This window comes from Halopseudomonas sp. T1L2 (assembly GCF_055397385.1).
This window is the reverse complement of record NZ_AP040865.1, coordinates 3,452,390-3,469,743: the sequence shown is the minus strand read 5'-3', so window position 1 is coordinate 3,469,743 and position 17,354 is coordinate 3,452,390. Positions and strand designations below refer to the sequence as shown.

Genomic DNA, 17,354 nt, shown 5'->3' with positions numbered 1-17,354 from the left:
CCAGCGCCAGCGCTGCCACACGAGCCCTTGCTCAAACGCAGCGCCGATCCCACGCCTATCCGGTGGAGACGCTGCGCTTTCTCCATCCTACAGCCCCGCGCTCCTCACCCGACCCACACTGAACGAATAGCCCGCAAGCCACGCCAGCCGTGCCGTCACACTCCTGCAACAAAATTTCCTGAGAAATCTTCTGTTGCACTGCGTATTTGCAACTATCCTGAGGTCAGGCGAATCAAGAAAGAGAACGTCGGTCTGCCGGCTTCCGATAAACACGGGAGCCTGCCGGATCCACCGTACGACCAGTCATCGATTGGCCGCCCGGCGCCTCCGACAGACTCCTGACCGTGCTCGCAGTTGCGCCTTGGGGGATTCACGCATCAGGAAATGCCGTCGCCCGGTAAAGCGCGTCATGCGGGCTGCTGCCCGGAAGCGCCAGACCTCTTAACTGGTAACAGCGAGGTCGTGTCATGAGCATATTCAGCCATTTCCAGAACCGCTTTGAAGCCACCCGGCAAGAGGAGTACAGCCTTCAGGAATACCTGGAACTCTGCAAGACTGACCCTACCGCCTACGCGACCGCCGCCGAGCGCCTGCTGATGGCCATCGGCAAGCCCGAACTGGTCGACACCTCCCTCGACCCACGCCTGTCACGCATCTTTTCCAACAAGGTCATCAAGCGTTATCCGGCGTTCGCCGACTTCCACGGCATGGAAGACGCCATCGAGCACATCGTGTCCTTTTTCAAGCACGCCGCCCAGGGGCTCGAAGAACGCAAGCAGATTCTCTACCTGCTCGGCCCGGTTGGCGGCGGCAAGTCCTCCCTGGCGGAGAAGCTCAAAGAGCTGATGCAGCAGGTACCGTTCTATGCGATCAAGGGCTCGCCGGTGTTCGAGTCGCCACTCGGCCTGTTCAATGCCACCGAGGATGGGGCCATCCTCGAAGAGGACTTCGGCATCCCGCGGCGCTACCTCAACAGCATCATCTCGCCCTGGGCGGTGAAACGCCTGCACGAATACAACGGCGATATTTCCCAATTCCGCGTGGTCAAACTCTACCCCTCGGTGCTGCAGCAGATTGCTGTCGCCAAGACCGAGCCCGGTGACGAGAACAACCAGGACATATCTTCACTGGTCGGCAAGGTTGATATCCGCAAGCTGGAAGAGTTTCCGCAGAACGACCCGGACGCCTACAGCTACTCGGGCGGCTTGTGCCGTGCCAACCAGGGCCTGCTCGAGTTCGTCGAGATGTTCAAGGCACCGATCAAGGTACTGCACCCACTGCTGACCGCCACCCAGGAAGGCAACTACAACAGCACCGAAGGCATGGGCGCGATTCCGTTCAATGGCGTAATTCTGGCCCACTCCAACGAGTCCGAGTGGCACAGCTTCCGCAACAACAAGAACAACGAAGCGTTCATCGACCGCATCTACATCGTCAAGGTGCCTTACTGCCTGCGCGTCAGCGACGAGATTCAGATCTACGAAAAACTGCTGACCAACAGCTCGCTGGCCAATGCCCACTGCGCACCTGACACCCTGAAGATGCTCGCCCAGTTCACCGTGCTTTCGCGCCTGAAAGAACCGGAGAACTCCAATGTCTACTCGAAGATGCGCATCTACGACGGCGAGAACCTGAAGGACACCGACCCCAAGGCCAAGTCGATTCAGGAATACCGCGACTCGGCGGGCGTCGACGAGGGCATGAACGGCCTGTCGACCCGCTTTGCCTTCAAGATCCTCTCCAAGGTGTTCAACTTCGATACCACCGAAGTGGCCGCCAACCCGGTACACCTGCTCTACGTCCTGGAACAGCAGATTGAGCAGGAGCAGTTTCCCAATGACGTGAGCGAGCGCTACCTGCGTTTCCTCAAGGAGTACCTGGCACCGCGCTACGTCGAATTCATCGGCAAGGAAATCCAGACCGCCTATCTGGAGTCCTACAGCGAGTACGGCCAGAACATCTTTGATCGCTACGTCCTGTACGCCGACTTCTGGATTCAGGATCAGGAGTACCGCGACCCGGAAACCGGCGAGATCCTCAACCGCGCGTCGCTCAACGAGGAGCTGGAGAAGATCGAGAAGCCGGCCGGCATCAGCAACCCGAAGGACTTCCGCAACGAAATCGTCAACTTCGTGCTGCGTGCCCGCGCGCAGAACAACGGCAAGAATCCGAGCTGGCTGTCCTACGAGAAGCTGCGCGTGGTGATCGAGAAAAAAATGTTCTCCAACACCGAAGACCTGCTGCCGGTCATCAGCTTCAACGCCAAGGCCTCGACCGAAGATCAGAAGAAGCACAACGACTTCGTCCACCGGATGGTCGAGCGCGGCTACACCGAAAAGCAGGTGCGGCTGCTGTCGGAATGGTACCTGCGGGTGCGTAAGGCGCAGTGACGGCTGCGCCGTCGCTGGGCAGCTTCAAGCCGCAAGCGACAAGCGGCAAGCAGCGCGGCGCCGCCTGAGACCATGCGCTGCGCCTCAAAGCAGCACGGCCAGCTTCAAGCTTGCAGCTTATGGCTTGCGGCTGGCCCGGAGGGCCCTGAATGAGCTACGTGATTGACCGTCGTCTGAACGGCAAGAACAAGAGCACCGTGAACCGCCAGCGGTTCCTGCGGCGCTACAAATCACACATCAAGAAGGCGGTTGAAGAGGCCGTGGGGCGTCGTTCGATCACCGATATAGAGCACGGCGAAAGTATCAGCATCCCCAACCGCGACATCGACGAGCCGATCTTTCATCACGGCAAGGGCGGTCGCCAGACCCAGGTGCACCCCGGTAACCGCGAGTTCGCCACCGGCGACCGCATCGCCCGCCCGCAGGGTGGCGGTGGGGGCCAGGGCGGCAGTCAGGCGGGCGACAGCGGCGAAGGCATGGATGAGTTCGTCTTTCAGATAACCCAGGACGAATTCCTCGACTTCATGTTCGAGGATCTCGCCCTGCCCAACCTGGTCAAGCGCCAGTTGACCGGCACAGACACCTTCAAGCCGGTCCGCGCCGGCATCAGCCAGCAGGGCAACCCCTCGCGGATCAATATCGTAAGGTCCATGCGCGCGGCGCAGGCACGGCGCATCGCACTCTCGGGCGGCAGCCGCAAGCGGCTGCGCGAGGCCCGCGCCGAGCTGGAGCAACTCAAGCGTGAGCATCCGGATGACATTACCGGTATTGCGCAGCTGCAGGAGGAAATTGCCAGCCTCGAGGCACGCATCGAGCGCGTTCCCTTTCTCGATACCTTCGACCTGCGCTACAACCTGATCGTCAAGCAGCCAACGCCGTCGTCCAAGGCAGTGATGTTCTGCCTGATGGATGTCTCCGGCTCCATGACCCAGGCCACCAAGGATCTGGCCAAGCGCTTCTACATTCTGCTCTACCTGTTCCTGCGCCGTAACTACGAGCGCATCGAAGTGGTGTTCATCCGTCACCACACCAGCGCCAAGGAGGTCGACGAGGAAGAATTCTTCTACTCGCGCGAAACCGGCGGCACCATCGTGTCCAGCGCCCTGCGGCTGATGCAGCAGATCATTGAACAGCGCTACCCGCCCGGCGAGTGGAATCTGTACTGCGCCCAGGCATCCGACGGCGACAACTGGAACGACGACTCGCCGATCTGCCGCGACCTGCTGGTGCGCCAGATCATGCCGGCGATGCAGTACTACTGCTACGTGGAAATCACCCCACGCGAGCATCAGACCCTGTGGCACGAGTATGAAGCGGTCGCCGAGCACTTTGCCGACAGTTTCGCCCAGCAGCAGATTGTCGATGCCGGGGACATCTACCCGGTGTTTCGCAAGCTGTTCCAGAAGAGGATGGCGACATGAGCCGGAACCCCATATCCACCGGCTCGGAGTGGACCTTCGAGCTGATCCGCGAGTACGACCAGGAGATCGGCCGTATCGCCCATGAGGTCTACGGACTGGATACCTATCCCAACCAGATCGAGGTCATCACTGCAGAGCAGATGATGGACGCCTACGCCTCGGTAGGCATGCCGCTGGGCTATCACCACTGGTCCTACGGCAAGCATTTTCTCGCCACCGAAAAAGGCTACCGCCGTGGTCACATGGGGCTGGCCTACGAGATCGTCATCAACTCCGACCCCTGCATTGCCTACCTGATGGAAGAGAACACCATGTGCATGCAGGCACTGGTGATTGCCCACGCCTGCTACGGCCACAACTCGTTCTTCAAGGGCAACTACCTGTTCCGCAGCTGGACCGACGCCAGCGCGATCATTGACTACCTGGTGTTCGCCAAGCAGTACATCAGCGAATGCGAAGACCGCTACGGGATTGACGCCGTCGAGGACCTGCTCGACTCCTGTCACGCCCTGATGAACTATGGCGTCGACCGCTACAAGCGGCCCTACCCGATCTCTGCCGCGGAAGAACGGCAACGCCAGCAGGAGCGCGAGGAGCACCTGCAGCGCCAGGTCAACGAGCTGTGGCGCACCATCCCGGTCAACCCGCACCACGCGCAGGATGAGCAGGTACACCCCCGCTACCCGAGCGAACCCCAGGAAAACCTGCTGTATTTCATCGAGAAGAACGCACCGCTACTGGAGCCTTGGCAGCGCGAAGTCGTCCGCATCGTGCGCAAGGTCGCGCAGTACTTCTACCCCCAGCGCCAGACCCAGGTGATGAACGAGGGCTGGGCCACCTTCTGGCACTACACCCTGCTCAACCACCTGTATGACGAAGGCAAGGTCACCGACGGTTTCATGATGGAGTTTCTGCAGTCCCACACCAGCGTGGTCTACCAGCCACCGTTCGACAGCAACTGGTACAGCGGCATCAACCCCTACGCGCTGGGGTTTGCGATGATGCAGGACATTCGCCGCATCTGCGAACACCCGACCGACGAAGATCGCCGCTGGTTCCCCGACATTGCCGGCAGTGACTGGCTGGAAACCCTCAAGTTCGCCATGCGCACCTTCAAGGACGAAAGTTTTATCCTGCAGTACCTGTCGCCCAAGGTGATCCGCGACTTCAAGCTGTTTGCCATCGTCGACGACGAAGCCGACGACCACCTGGAAGTCGCCGCCATTCACGACGACAGCGGCTACCGCGCGGTACGCGAACTGCTGGCAGCGCAGTACAACCTTGGCAACCGCGAACCGAACATCCAGATCTGGTCGGTGGACCGCCGCGGCGACCGCTCCCTGACCCTGCGCCACCAGCGCCATCAGGGCAAACCGCTCGGCGAATCCACCGACGAAATGCTCCGCCACCTGCATCGCCTGTGGGGGTTCGACATTCACCTGGAAAGCGTCGACGGAGAACGAATCGTGGCCGAAGCCCACATCCCGCCCCGCCCCAAACCGGAGGAAGAACGCCTGCCGCGCTTCGACCTGAATATTCCGCCCATATAGGGGCGCGATGCGCCAGCTGCAAGCTGCAAGCTGCAAGCTGCAAGCTGCAAGCTGCAAGCTGCAAGCTGCAAGCTGCAAGCTGCAAGCTGCAAGCTGCAAGCTGCAAGCTGCAAGCTTAATCAGGGTGAGTTCGGCGGCTATGCCGTCAAGTGTTGCTCAAGTTTCTGCGGTCATGTGCAGCCAAAAGAAAACCCGCGCGACTAGACACCGCGCGGGTTTTGCTTGCAGCTTGCAGCTTGAAGCTTGAAGCTTGAAGCTTGAAGCTACTCCCCTTTAGCCAGAGTCCGTGTCGATGCCTGAGAGTTACTACACCTACCTGGTCGGCGGCGCCGTCCGCGACCAACTGCTTGGTTTGCCGGTAACAGACCGCGACTGGGTTGTGGTTGGCGCGACGCCGGAGCAGTTGCAGCAGGAGGGTTTCCGTCCGGTCGGCCAGGACTTTCCGGTGTTTCTGCATCCGACCTCGGGCGAGGAGTACGCACTCGCCCGCACCGAGCGCAAAAGCGGCGTCGGCTACGGCGGGTTTCTCTTCCACACCAGCCCGGACGTCACCCTGGAAGAGGATCTGATCCGCCGGGACCTGACAGTCAACGCCATGGCCCGGGCCGAGGACGGCCGGATCATCGACCCCTACGGCGGCCAGCGCGACCTGCAGGCCAAAGTCTTGCGCCACGTCTCCCCCGCCTTTGCCGAAGACCCGCTGCGGGTGCTGCGGGTTGCGCGCTTCGCCGCCCGTTACGCCAGCCTTGGCTTTCGTGTGGCCGATGAGACCATGGTGCTGATGCGCCAGCTGAGCGAATCAGGCGAGCTGCGGAGCCTGACCGCCGAGCGCAGCTGGATGGAAATCAGCCGCGCCCTGATGGAACCCAGCCCGGATGTGTTCATTCAGGTACTGCGCGACTGTGGCGCACTGGCCGAACTGCTGCCGGAAGTCGACGCCCTGTTTGGCGTGCCGCAGCCGGAAGCGCATCACCCGGAAATCGACACCGGCGTCCACGTCCTGCAGGTACTGCAGATCGCCGCCAGAGACCAGCTGCCACTGCCGGCCCGCTGGGCCTGCCTGCTGCATGACCTTGGCAAGGGACTGACGCGCCCGGAGCACTGGCCAAAGCATCACGGCCACGAGACCAGCGGCCTGAAGGCCGTCAAAGCCGTCAACCAGCGCTGCAAGGCACCGCGTGAGTGTCAGGAACTGGCACTGCTGGCCTGTGAGTACCACACCCACTGTCACAGAGCACTGGAGCTGCGCCCGCAGACATTGCTCAAGCTGTTCAAGGCGCTGGATATCTACCGCCGCGGCGAGCGCTTCGAGCAGTTTCTGGCGGTATGCGTGGCCGACGCCCAGGGTCGCACCGGGTTTGAACAACGCCCCTACCCGCAGGCCGAGTACCTGCGCGGCGCGGCACTGGCCGCGCGCGCAGTGGATATTCAGCCGTTACTGGATAAGGGCCTGCAGGGCGCCGAGATGGGCCGCGCCCTAGAGCAGGCGCGGCTGGAAGCGTTAAGCGACTACAAGGCCTCGCGCGGCTGATACCCCGCCAGCAGTTCGACCGGCGTCAGTGACCGACCACGCCATGAGAAGGCGACCGGCCACAGCGCCTGGTTCCCCTGCCAGCCCTCCCAGAGCTGACCGAATGTCTGCCCGCTGCCGGGCAGGTTGCTGTGCGGCGCGACCAATGCCAACGGCCAGAGCACAAAGGCGTTGCGGGTGACTTCCGGGCGCGGCAGGGTAATGCCGTCATGCACACCGGCCAGATCGCCATAACAAAGCACGTCGATATCCAGCGTGATGCGCCCGGGTTGCGGCGACTCACGCCGGCCGCAGGCGGCCTCGATCGCCTTCAGCGCCGCATTCAGATCCGCCAGCGCCAGCCGCGTTTCGACGGCGACCACCATGTTGTAGAAGCGCTTGCCGAGCACCCCGACCGCGTCGCTTTCAAACACCGGCGACAACTGCAACTCGCCGCACAACTCGGCCAGCGCATCCAGCCCGCGCTGCAGGTGATATTCGCGTTCAGTGTTGGTGCCCACACCCAGATAGACGATGGTCACGCGGGTTTGACTCCCCGCTCGATCAACACCCCGACGCCGCCGGATGCCGCCGGCACCGCGCCCGGCTTGGTGACCTGCAGACGCAGCCAGGGAATGGAGAATTCGTTCATGAGCAGCGCAGCCAGCTGCTCGGCCAGCGTCTCGACCAGCAGGAAGCTGCTCTGCTCGACAAAGCCCTGCACGCGCTCGCTGATTGCCGCGTAGTTGAGGGTGTGCTCAAGCGTGTCGCCCGCGGCAGCCGGACGGATGTCCCAGCCCATATCGAGATCGAACACCAGCCGCTGGCGGATGGTGCGCTCCCAGTCATAGACGCCAATGACGGCATCTACCGCTAACCCTTTGATAAAAACCTGATCCACAGGTTGCTCCCGTGTCGACTACAATCAAACGTCATTTTGCCCGGGATCCGCTGCATGCATACCCAGTTTCTGTTCTGGCTGGTCATCGCCTATCTGCTCGGCTCGGTCTCCTTTGCCGTGCTGATCAGCCACCTGCGTCACCTGCCGGACCCGCGCAAACTGGGCTCCGGCAACCCCGGCGCCAGCAACATGCTGCGCCTTGGCAACCGCTCTCTGGCGCTGGCCACCCTGGCCGGCGATCTCGGCAAGGGCGCACTGGCCGTGGCGCTGGCACGCTATGCCGACCTTTCTCTGCTGCAACAGGGCTGGGTCGGTCTGGCCGCCGTGTGCGGCCATATCCTGCCTATCTTTCATCGCCTGCAGGGTGGCAAGGGTGTTGCCACCGCTGCCGGCGTCATGCTGATGTTCTGCTGGCCTGCGGCCCTGATCGCAGCGCTGGCCTGGGGCCTGACCTTTTACTGGCAGCGGATCGCCTCACTGGCATCGCTGCTGGCCAGCCTGACGCTGCCACCAGCCCTCGCCTGGCTGGCCCCGGCACTGCTGCTGCCGGTCACACTGATAGTGCTGCTTATTCTGCTGCGCCACCGCCTCAACATCGGCCGGCTGCTGGCAGGAGTAGAAAACCGCTTCAGGCCTTGACCGCAATCGGCGGCAACTGCTCCATCGGCCAACGCGCCCGCGTTTCGATACCGCCCTCATCCTGCTGGCCGGCCAGCAGCCGCTGGCATCCGGCATAGGCGATCATTGCGCCATTATCGGTGCAATACGCCGGGCGTGCATAAAACACGTTGCCCTTCAACTCGGCGGTCATGCTCTCCAGCTGCTGTCGCAGGCGGCGGTTGGCGCTGACGCCGCCGGCAATGACCAAGCGCTTGAGCCCGGTCTGTTTGAGTGCCCGGCGGCACTTGATGGTCAGCGTCTCGACTACCGCCGTTTCAAAGCCGAGCGCGATATCGGCCAGCGTCTGCTGATCCGGCTGCCCCTGCTGCGAACACGCCTGCCATGCCGTCAGCACGGCGGTTTTCAGGCCACTGAAACTAAAGGTCAGGCCGGGGCGGTCAGTCATCGGACGGGGAAATACAAAGGCACCGGGGCGCCCCTGCTCGGCCAGCCGTGCAATCTCGGGGCCGCCCGGATACGGCAGCCCCATCAGCTTGGCGGTTTTGTCGAAGGCTTCCCCGGCGGCGTCGTCCAGCGACTCCCCCAGCAACTGGTATTGGCCGATACCGTCTACCCGGACAAGTTGCGTGTGGCCGCCGGACACCAGCAAGGCGACGAACGGAAACTCGGGCGGATGCTCCTCCAGACAGGGCGCCAGCAGATGCCCCTCCATATGGTGAACACCCAACGCCGGCACGCCCCAGGCAAAGGCCAGCGCCCGCGCAAAGGCACCGCCAACCAGCAGGGCCCCCACCAGACCGGGACCGGCCGTGTAGGCCACCGCATCAACCTCACCCGGCTGCAAACCGGCCTTGGCAAACACCTCGCGCATCAGTGGTACCATGCGCTTGACGTGATCGCGCGAGGCCAACTCAGGCACCACGCCACCGTACACCCGGTGCAGGTCGATCTGGCTGAACAACGCGTCCGCCAGCAGGCCTCGCTCACTGTCGTACAGCGCGATGCCGGTTTCGTCGCAGGAAGTCTCAATACCCAGAACGCGCATGCTTGGCCCTGTGCCTCGAATTACATGAATGTCATCTGCCGCGCATCATAATCAGCCAGACGCCCACAGGCCAGTTTTTTACCCTGATGGACGTCATAGGCTTTGCTTTTTACAGATGAAGGCGGTAACATCCGCGTCCCTTGAAATGCAATCGCCGCAGGCAATATTGCCTACGGCCATGACTACCAACGTTTGAGAAAGGTACGAAATGCCTGCCGTCAAAGTTAAAGAGAACGAACCCTTCGACGTGGCCCTGCGTCGTTTCAAACGCTCCTGCGAAAAAGCCGGTGTTCTGGCTGAAGTGCGTCGTCGCGAGTTTTACGAGAAGCCCACTACCGAGCGCAAGCGCAAGGCAGCTGCTGCTGTAAAGCGTCACGCCAAGAAAGTTCAGCGCGAACAGCGTCGTCGCGAGCGCCTGTACTGAGTTCCAATACTCAGCTCTGATCGGGCCTGACCACAGGCCCACCGATGCAGCGCACCGCGCTCGCATCACCAGACTGAACAGCACTGGAACACGCATCTTTCCGGCCTTCCGAAAGGAATTGGCTGGATTTTTGCGTCTTTGTGCATTTGCCAGCGCATAAAGCCACGAACAGTACAGCACGCCGGCAACGACGTACTCTCGCAGGGGCACCGCAGACAGCATGGCCGGACTTATTCCTCAGGGCTTCATTGATGACCTGCTCGGACGCATCGACATTGTCGAAGTCGTCGGGGCGCGGCTGAAGCTGAAGAAGACCGGCAAGAACTACTCTGCACTCTGCCCGTTCCACAACGAGAAGTCACCGTCGTTCAGCGTCAGCCCGGACAAGCAGTTCTACTACTGTTTCGGCTGCGGCGCCGGCGGCAGCGCACTGAGTTTCGTGATGGATTTCGATCGCCTGGATTTCCCCCAGGCGGTTGAAGAACTCGCACGCCAGGCCGGCGTCGAGGTGCCGCACGAAGAACGCAGCGACGGCCGCAAGAGCAACAACCGAACACCGCGCAAGGACAACCCGCTATACGCCCTGCTGGAGCAGGCTGCCGCCTACTATCGGCAGCAACTGCGTCAGCATCCGGCGCGCCAGCGGGCGGTCAGCTACCTGAAAGGACGCGGCCTGTCGGGACAGATCGCCAAAATGTACGACCTGGGCCTCGCCCCGCCCGGCTGGGACAACCTGATGTCGCACCTGGCCCGCGACACCAGTGAACAAAAAGCCCTGATCGATGCCGGCCTGGTAGTGGAAAACCCGGACAGCGGCGGCCGGTACGATCGCTTCCGCGACCGCATCATGTTTCCGATTCGCGACAGCCGCGGCCGCACCATCGGCTTTGGCGGCCGCGTACTGGGCGACGAGAAGCCCAAGTACCTGAACTCCCCGGAGACCACGGTCTTCCACAAGGGACAGGAGCTGTACGGGCTTTATGAAGCCAAGCAACAGAATCGGCAACTGAACGAGATTCTGGTCGTCGAAGGCTACATGGACGTGATCGCACTGGCGCAGCACGGCATCACCAATGCTGTTGCCACACTGGGCACCGCCACCAGCGAAGAGCACCTCAAGCGCCTGTTCCGACTGGTGCACAATGTGATTTTCTGTTTCGACGGCGACCGCGCCGGACGGCAAGCCGCCTGGCGCGCACTCAATTCGGCGCTCCCGGTGCTGGAAGATGGTCGCCATGTGCGCTTTCTGTTCCTGCCGGATGGCCAGGACCCGGATACCATGGTGCGCGAAGAAGGCACCGACGCCTTCCGTCGTCGACTGGAACGTGAAGCGCTGCCGCTTACCGACTATCTGTTCCGGCACCTTGCCGAAGAAACCGGCGCCGACAGCCTGGAAGGCAAGGCGCACATGGCCTCACTGGCCCTGCCGCTGATTGACCAGATCCCCGGCAGCATGTTGCGCCGCCTGCTGAGGCAGTCGCTGCAACAACAGACCGGGCTTGACCTGGACAGCATTGAACCGGCAGCGATGCCGACGGCGACAGAGCAGCCTGCGGGCAACGACGCAGGCAACCATGCGTACCCGCGCCATGACGAAGCCGTACCAATGGACGCCTGGGGCGACTGGTCGGAAAGGGATGACTCCGACGGCGACTACTACCTGCCGGAAGGTATGGACAGCAAACCGCCGGCCACATCGGAGAGCCGCCGTTTCACTCCGCGCGACAGCGAACGCAAAGGTCGCAGCGGCGGCAAAAAGGCGCTGCGCAGGGAAGTAGACAGCCCGTTACTGCAAGCCGTGCGAACCCTGCTGCACCACCCGCACCTGGCCGCACATGCCCAACAGGCCAATCAAATGGCCGACGAGGACGACGACGAGGCAAGGCTGCTGGTAGCGCTGGTTGACGCTGCGCAGAAACAGCCCGGGCTGACTACAATTGAACTGCTGGCGCGCTGGCACGGCACGGCGATGGGGGAGCAGTTGAATCGCCTGGCAGAACAGGAGTGGCTGCTGACCAGTCCCGGCGTGAACCTTGAACAACAGTTTTTCGACACCATTAACAGACTAACCGCTCAACAAAACGAGCGACGACTTCAGCACCTCCTCGACAAATCGGTCACCGAACCGCTCTCTGCCGAGGAAAAGCAACAGCTGCGAGACCTGCTGGGCTCACGAAACACCCGGAAAAACGACGGCTGACCGCGCCTCAAGTGGCGTCAGCAGGCGAAATCAGGGTATAATCCGCAGCTTATTTTTTGCACACCTAGGCATCCACAAGGGTTGTTATGTCCGGAAAAGCGCAACAGCAATCCCGTCTTAAAGAGCTCATCGCCCGCGGTCGCGAGCAGGGCTATCTGACCTATGCGGAGGTCAACGATCACCTGCCCGAGGATATCTCCGATCCGGAACAGGTGGAAGACATTATCCGCATGATCAACGACATGGGCATCACGGTTTTTGAAACCGCACCCGATGCCGATGCGCTGTTGCTGGCCGATAATGATGCCGACGAAGCTGCCGCCGAAGAAGCTGCCGCTGCCCTGGCTGCCGTGGAAACCGATATCGGTCGCACCACCGACCCGGTCCGCATGTACATGCGCGAAATGGGTACGGTCGAGCTGCTGACTCGCGAAGGCGAAATCGAAATCGCCAAGCGCATCGAGGAAGGCATCCGTGAAGTCATGGCGGCCATCTCCATGTTCCCCGGCACCGTCGACGGCATCCTTGCCGACTACGCTCGCGTGGTTGAGGAAGGCGGTCGCCTGTCCGACATTTTCAGCGGCTATATCGATCCCGATGACGACGGCATGTCCGGCGTCAACAGCGACGACATACCCGCGGTCGCCTCCAAGGAAACCAAGAAGGACGACGACGAGGAAGACGACGAGGAAGACTCGGACGACGACAGCGATGACAACGAAGGCGATGGTGGCCCCGATCCGGAAGTGGCCCGCCTGCGCTTTACCGCCATCAAGGAACAGCTGGAAAAACTGCAGAAGGTGCTGAAGAAGCACCCGCGCAACAGCCCCAAAGCCGTTGCCGAGCAAGAGGCCCTGGCCACCCTGTTCATGCCGATCAAGCTGATCCCGAAACAGTATGAAGCGCTGGTCAACCGTGTCCGTGATGCCCAGGACCAGATCCGCAAGCAGGAACGCGCCATCATGCAATTGTGTGTCCGCGACGCACGCATGCCGCGCGCCGACTTCCTGCGCAGCTTCCCCGGCAACGAAGTCAATGAAGGCTGGGTCGACTCCCTGCTGGCTGACAGCCCGCGCTACAGCGAAGGCCTGGAAGCCCTCAAGGGTGACATCCTGCGCGCCCAGAAGAAGCTGGCCGAGCTGGAAGAAAACGCCAGCCTGACCATCTCCGAAATCAAGGACATCAACCGCCGCATGTCCATCGGCGAGGCGCGTGCGCGTCGTGCCAAGAAAGAGATGGTTGAGGCCAACCTGCGTCTGGTGATCTCGATCGCCAAGAAGTACACCAACCGCGGCCTGCAGTTCCTTGACCTGATTCAGGAAGGCAACATCGGCCTGATGAAAGCGGTAGACAAGTTCGAATACCGTCGCGGCTACAAGTTCTCGACCTACGCCACCTGGTGGATTCGTCAGGCCATCACCCGCTCCATTGCGGATCAGGCCCGTACCATCCGTATTCCGGTACACATGATCGAGACCATCAACAAGCTCAACCGAATCTCCCGCCAGATGCTGCAGGAGATGGGTCGCGAGCCGACCCCGGAAGAGCTGGGCGAGCGCATGGAGATGCCCGAGGACAAGATCCGCAAGGTCCTGAAGATCGCCAAGGAACCGATCTCGATGGAAACCCCCATCGGTGATGACGAAGATTCGCATCTGGGCGATTTCATCGAGGACGGCACCATGGAATCACCGATCGATTCGGCGACCGTGGAGAACCTCAAGGAAGCGACCCGCGACGTACTGTCCGGCCTCACTGCCCGTGAAGCCAAGGTACTGCGCATGCGCTTCGGCATCGACATGAACACCGACCATACCCTCGAGGAAGTCGGCAAGCAGTTCGATGTTACCCGTGAGCGGATTCGTCAGATCGAAGCCAAAGCACTGCGCAAGCTGCGTCACCCGACCCGCAGCGATCACCTGCGCAGCTTCCTCGACGACTGAGTCACCTGCATGCAGTCAATAGCAACGCCCGGCCTGTGCCGGGCGTTGTTGTTTGTGGCCCTGCGCCAGCGGGGGGTGGGCATGCACCGCATCCTGGGGCTAAACTGGCGAAACAATATCGAGTAGCCATGGATACAGGTTTCCCGTCGAATGAACATCGCCGCAAAGGGATTGGTTGCCGCAGGGCTGGCAATGGCCGGCGCAGGATGCAGTGCCATCAATATCCCCATGGCACCCGACCTGCAGATCACGCAGGCTGGCGTGCTGCTGCTGTCCTGCATACTTCTGCTGGCGGCGCACGGCCTTAATCAGCTGCGCAGGCGCGCCGTGATGCAGCGCCAGGAAGCACTGGAGCTGCTCAGACAGCAGGAACACCGCTACCGCACCCTGGTTGAGAAGCTGCACGTCGTCACATGGGAAATGTCCTACCCCTCACTGCGTTTCATTTATACCTCGCCCCACGCAGCCGACCTGCTTGGCTACCCCGCCAGCAACTGGCTAAGCCCCGACTTTCTGGCCGACCACCTGCACCCGGAGGATCATCGCCGCGTTCTGGACAGCCTGCGCGACCATGCACTGACCCATCAGCAGCAAAGCTTCGATTTCCGCCTGTATCGCGAGTGTGGTGATTATGTATGGGTGCGCGCCATCATCAACCGCGTCACCAGCCAGGAATACGAGGCAGCCTCACTGCACGGCCTGCTGATCGACATTCAGGAACAGAAGCTCGCCGAACAGGCCCTGCGCAGCTCGGAACAGAAATTCTCGTCGGTCTTTCACAACTGCCCGGACACCATCGTTCTGGCTGACGCCGAAGAGGGCCGGTTGATGGCCGTCAACCAGACCTTCGAGGAGCAGTTCGGCATCAGCATGAGCGACGCCGTCGGCCATACCGCAACGGAGCTGAACCTGTGGAACGAACCGGGCACAGGGCCCAGGCTGCTCGCGCTCCTGCTGACCCGAACCAAGAGCAACGTTGAACTGGAGTTCCGGCGGGCTGACGGCAGCCGCTTTACCGGTCTGCTCTCGGCCCGACCGGTGAGCATCGACGGCCAGCCGGTCCTGGTTACCGTGATTCGAGACATCTCGGCCCTGAAGCTCACCCAGGAACAACTGCGCCTGTCCGAGCAGAAATTTTCCCGCGCCTTCCACGCTTCACCGGACGGCCTGCTGATCACCAAGGCCAGCGACGGCATGCTGCTCGACGTCAACGAGGGCTTCACCCGCATCACCGGCTACACCCGAGCCCAGGCCATCGGCAGCAGCACGCTCGCCCTGCGAATCTGGCGTGATGACGCTGACCGAACACGCATGGTGGAGACCTTGCGACGCGATGGACGGGTGCGCGACATGCTCTCGCAGATCACGACGGCAACCGACCAGGTACGCTGGGTCGAAATCTGTACCGAGGCGCTCACCATCAACGATCAGGAGTGCATGCTCAGCATCGCCCGTGACGTAACCGAGCGTCTGGAAATGGAGAACTCGTTACGCCAGGCCGCAACCGTCTTCGAGAACACCACCGAAGGGGTGATCATCACCGATTCCTCCGGCAATATCGCCGCAGTCAATCGCGCCTTCAGCCAGATTACAGGTGTCGACGCCGCCGACGCCATTGGCCAACCACTGCGGATGCTGTCAGCCAACGTTGAAGATCAGGAGGTAGTCGCACAGGCATCTCGCGCCATCCGGGAACAGGGGCACTGGCAGGGAGAGTCCTGGAACCGCCGCCCCAACGGCGAACTCTACGCCTCCTGGTCCAACGTCAGCCAGGTGCTTAACGTCGACGGCAGCCTGAGCCATCTGGTTGCGGTGTTCAGCGACATCACACCGCTCAAGCACACCCAGGCGCGACTCGACCATCAGGCCCACCATGACCCGTTGACCGGTCTGCCCAATCGCACCCTGTTCGAGGCACGACTGCGAGAGTCGCTGCACAGCCAGGCACTCAATCACGAGGAACACATCGGCGCCCTGCTGTTTATCGACCTTGACCGTTTCAAGCAAATCAACGACAGCCTGGGCCACCCGGTTGGCGATAGCCTGCTGCAACTGGTCAGCCAGCGCCTGTGCTCGGTCCTGCGTGACATCGACACGGTCGCCCGGCACGGCGGCGACGAGTTCATCGTCCTGCTTCCCAATCTGCGTACCGACACCGACGCCGCCGCCATTGCCGACAAGCTACTTGCCGTCTTCCGCGCCCCGTTCATCTGCGCCGGCCACGAACTCTTCGTCAGCGCCAGCATCGGCATCAGCCTGTTCCCAACCGACGCCGACGACGTCAACAGCCTGATCAAGCATGCCGATGCCGCCATGTACCGGGCCAAGAACCAGGGGCGCAACCGCTACGCGTTCTATACCAGCGACCTGACGGCCAGCGCCCACCAGCGCCTGGAGATGGAAAACGACATGCGCCGCGGCCTGGAACGCAACGAGTTTGTGCTTCACTACCAGCCCAAACTGGACCTGAGCAGCGGCAAGCTGGACGGCGCCGAAGCACTGGTACGCTGGAACCATCCCCAGCGGGGCATGGTCGAACCCGACCAATTCATCCCTCTGGCCGAAGAAACCGGCCTGATCGTGGATCTGGGCCGCACCATCCTCAACATCGCCTGCGCCCAGCTCGCCCAATGGCACGACCAGGGCCTCACCGCACCGCGCATGGCCATCAACGTCTCCGGCGCCCAACTGATCGGGGACCACCTGGTAAACGATATTCGACGCGCCCTAGCCAAACACAGCCTGTCCGCCAGCCAGCTTGAACTGGAGATTACCGAAGACTTCGTGATGAACCAGAACCGCGAAGCCATCGTCCTGCTCGATCTGTTCAGCAGCATGGGCATCCACCTGTCCATCGACGACTTCGGCACAGGCTACTCCTCACTGGCGTACCTGAAGGAGCTACCGCTCGACACCCTCAAGATTGACCGCAGCTTTGTTGCCGGTTTACCCGGCAACCACCACGATGCCGCCATCAGCCAGACCATCATCGTACTGGCGCACAACCTTGGCATGGCCGTGATCGCCGAAGGCGTGGAGAACGAACTGCAGCGCGAACTGCTGCTTGAACAGGGCTGCGACAGCATCCAGGGCTACCTGGTAAGCCGCCCGCTTCCCGCCGACGAATTTGCCAACGCCTTCCTCCGCCGAGCGCCTAGTCACCAGCCATCACAGCCCGTATAATCCCCGACGCTATAACAGCGTGGGCCTATAGCTCAGTTGGTCAGAGCAGGCGACTCATAATCGCTTGGTCCCAGGTTCAAGTCCTGGTGGGCCCACCACTCTCCCCTCCCCGCAGCATCCCGTGGTTTCCGGACCATAGACTGTCCTCTAATCATAGCCGCCAGCT

The 17,354-nt window shown here is 61.8% G+C and carries 12 protein-coding genes and 1 tRNA gene; 10 read left to right on the top strand and 3 right to left on the bottom strand.

The features are described 5' to 3' along the window. Positions 1-467 precede the first annotated feature (467 nt). The 4 genes from ACZ5WQ_RS16365 (at position 468) to ACZ5WQ_RS16350 (ending at position 6,892) form a co-directional block, all read left to right on the top strand. Entirely contained in the window at positions 468-2,390 is a 1,923-nt protein-coding gene (locus tag ACZ5WQ_RS16365; protein ID WP_088274360.1) for a PrkA family serine protein kinase, read from the top strand. Positions 2,391-2,539: 149 nt separating this feature from the next. Further along, positions 2,540-3,811, top strand: a complete 1,272-nt coding sequence (locus ACZ5WQ_RS16360; RefSeq protein ID WP_269688099.1) for a YeaH/YhbH family protein — start codon at positions 2,540-2,542, stop codon at positions 3,809-3,811. Beyond that, a complete protein-coding gene (locus ACZ5WQ_RS16355; RefSeq protein WP_338213093.1) occupies positions 3,808-5,361 on the top strand; it encodes a SpoVR family protein in 1,554 nt (517 codons plus the stop codon). Before ACZ5WQ_RS16360 ends, ACZ5WQ_RS16355 begins: the two co-directional genes overlap by 4 nt. A gap of 292 nt (positions 5,362-5,653) precedes the next feature. Beyond that, a complete protein-coding gene (locus ACZ5WQ_RS16350) occupies positions 5,654-6,892 on the top strand; it encodes a multifunctional CCA addition/repair protein (RefSeq protein ID WP_464382689.1) in 1,239 nt (412 codons plus the stop codon). Here the strand turns inward: ACZ5WQ_RS16350 and folK are convergent. Beyond that, complete coding sequence (gene folK, locus ACZ5WQ_RS16345; protein ID WP_335600723.1) at positions 6,871-7,413, bottom strand: 2-amino-4-hydroxy-6-hydroxymethyldihydropteridine diphosphokinase; 543 nt, start codon at positions 7,411-7,413, stop codon at positions 6,871-6,873. The two genes, ACZ5WQ_RS16350 and folK, sit on opposite strands and share 22 nt — an antisense overlap. Further along, positions 7,410-7,772, bottom strand: a complete 363-nt coding sequence (folB, locus tag ACZ5WQ_RS16340) for a dihydroneopterin aldolase (RefSeq protein ID WP_088274355.1) — start codon at positions 7,770-7,772, stop codon at positions 7,410-7,412. Before folB ends, folK begins: the two co-directional genes overlap by 4 nt. A 69-nt stretch (positions 7,773-7,841) precedes the next feature. Between folB and plsY the strand changes: the two genes are divergently transcribed. After that, positions 7,842-8,411 carry a glycerol-3-phosphate 1-O-acyltransferase PlsY gene (plsY, locus tag ACZ5WQ_RS16335; protein WP_464383661.1) on the top strand — a complete coding sequence of 190 codons (570 nt, stop codon included), beginning with the start codon at positions 7,842-7,844 and terminating at the stop codon, positions 8,409-8,411. On the opposite strand, the gene tsaD is transcribed toward plsY, so the two are convergent. After that, complete coding sequence (gene tsaD / locus ACZ5WQ_RS16330; protein WP_285677493.1) at positions 8,401-9,438, bottom strand: tRNA (adenosine(37)-N6)-threonylcarbamoyltransferase complex transferase subunit TsaD; 1,038 nt, start codon at positions 9,436-9,438, stop codon at positions 8,401-8,403. The two genes, plsY and tsaD, sit on opposite strands and share 11 nt — an antisense overlap. 208 nt (positions 9,439-9,646) lie before the next feature. Between tsaD and rpsU the strand changes: the two genes are divergently transcribed. The 5 genes from rpsU (at position 9,647) to ACZ5WQ_RS16305 (ending at position 17,286) form a co-directional block, all read left to right on the top strand. Then, positions 9,647-9,862, top strand: a complete 216-nt coding sequence (rpsU, locus tag ACZ5WQ_RS16325) for a 30S ribosomal protein S21 (RefSeq protein WP_088274353.1) — start codon at positions 9,647-9,649, stop codon at positions 9,860-9,862. 220 nt (positions 9,863-10,082) lie between these two features. Beyond that, the gene (dnaG, locus tag ACZ5WQ_RS16320; RefSeq protein ID WP_228245530.1) at positions 10,083-12,062 is read left to right on the top strand and encodes a DNA primase; all 1,980 of its coding nucleotides are present in this window, start codon (positions 10,083-10,085) and stop codon (positions 12,060-12,062) included. 86 nt (positions 12,063-12,148) lie between these two features. Beyond that, positions 12,149-14,005, top strand: a complete 1,857-nt coding sequence (gene rpoD / locus ACZ5WQ_RS16315) for an RNA polymerase sigma factor RpoD (protein WP_228245531.1) — start codon at positions 12,149-12,151, stop codon at positions 14,003-14,005. A 150-nt stretch (positions 14,006-14,155) separates the two neighbouring features. Then, complete coding sequence (locus ACZ5WQ_RS16310; RefSeq protein WP_464382688.1) at positions 14,156-17,188, top strand: EAL domain-containing protein; 3,033 nt, start codon at positions 14,156-14,158, stop codon at positions 17,186-17,188. Between the two features lie 21 nt (positions 17,189-17,209). After that, positions 17,210-17,286: transfer RNA gene (locus tag ACZ5WQ_RS16305), tRNA-Ile, on the top strand. The last annotated feature ends 68 nt before the right edge of the window (positions 17,287-17,354 follow it).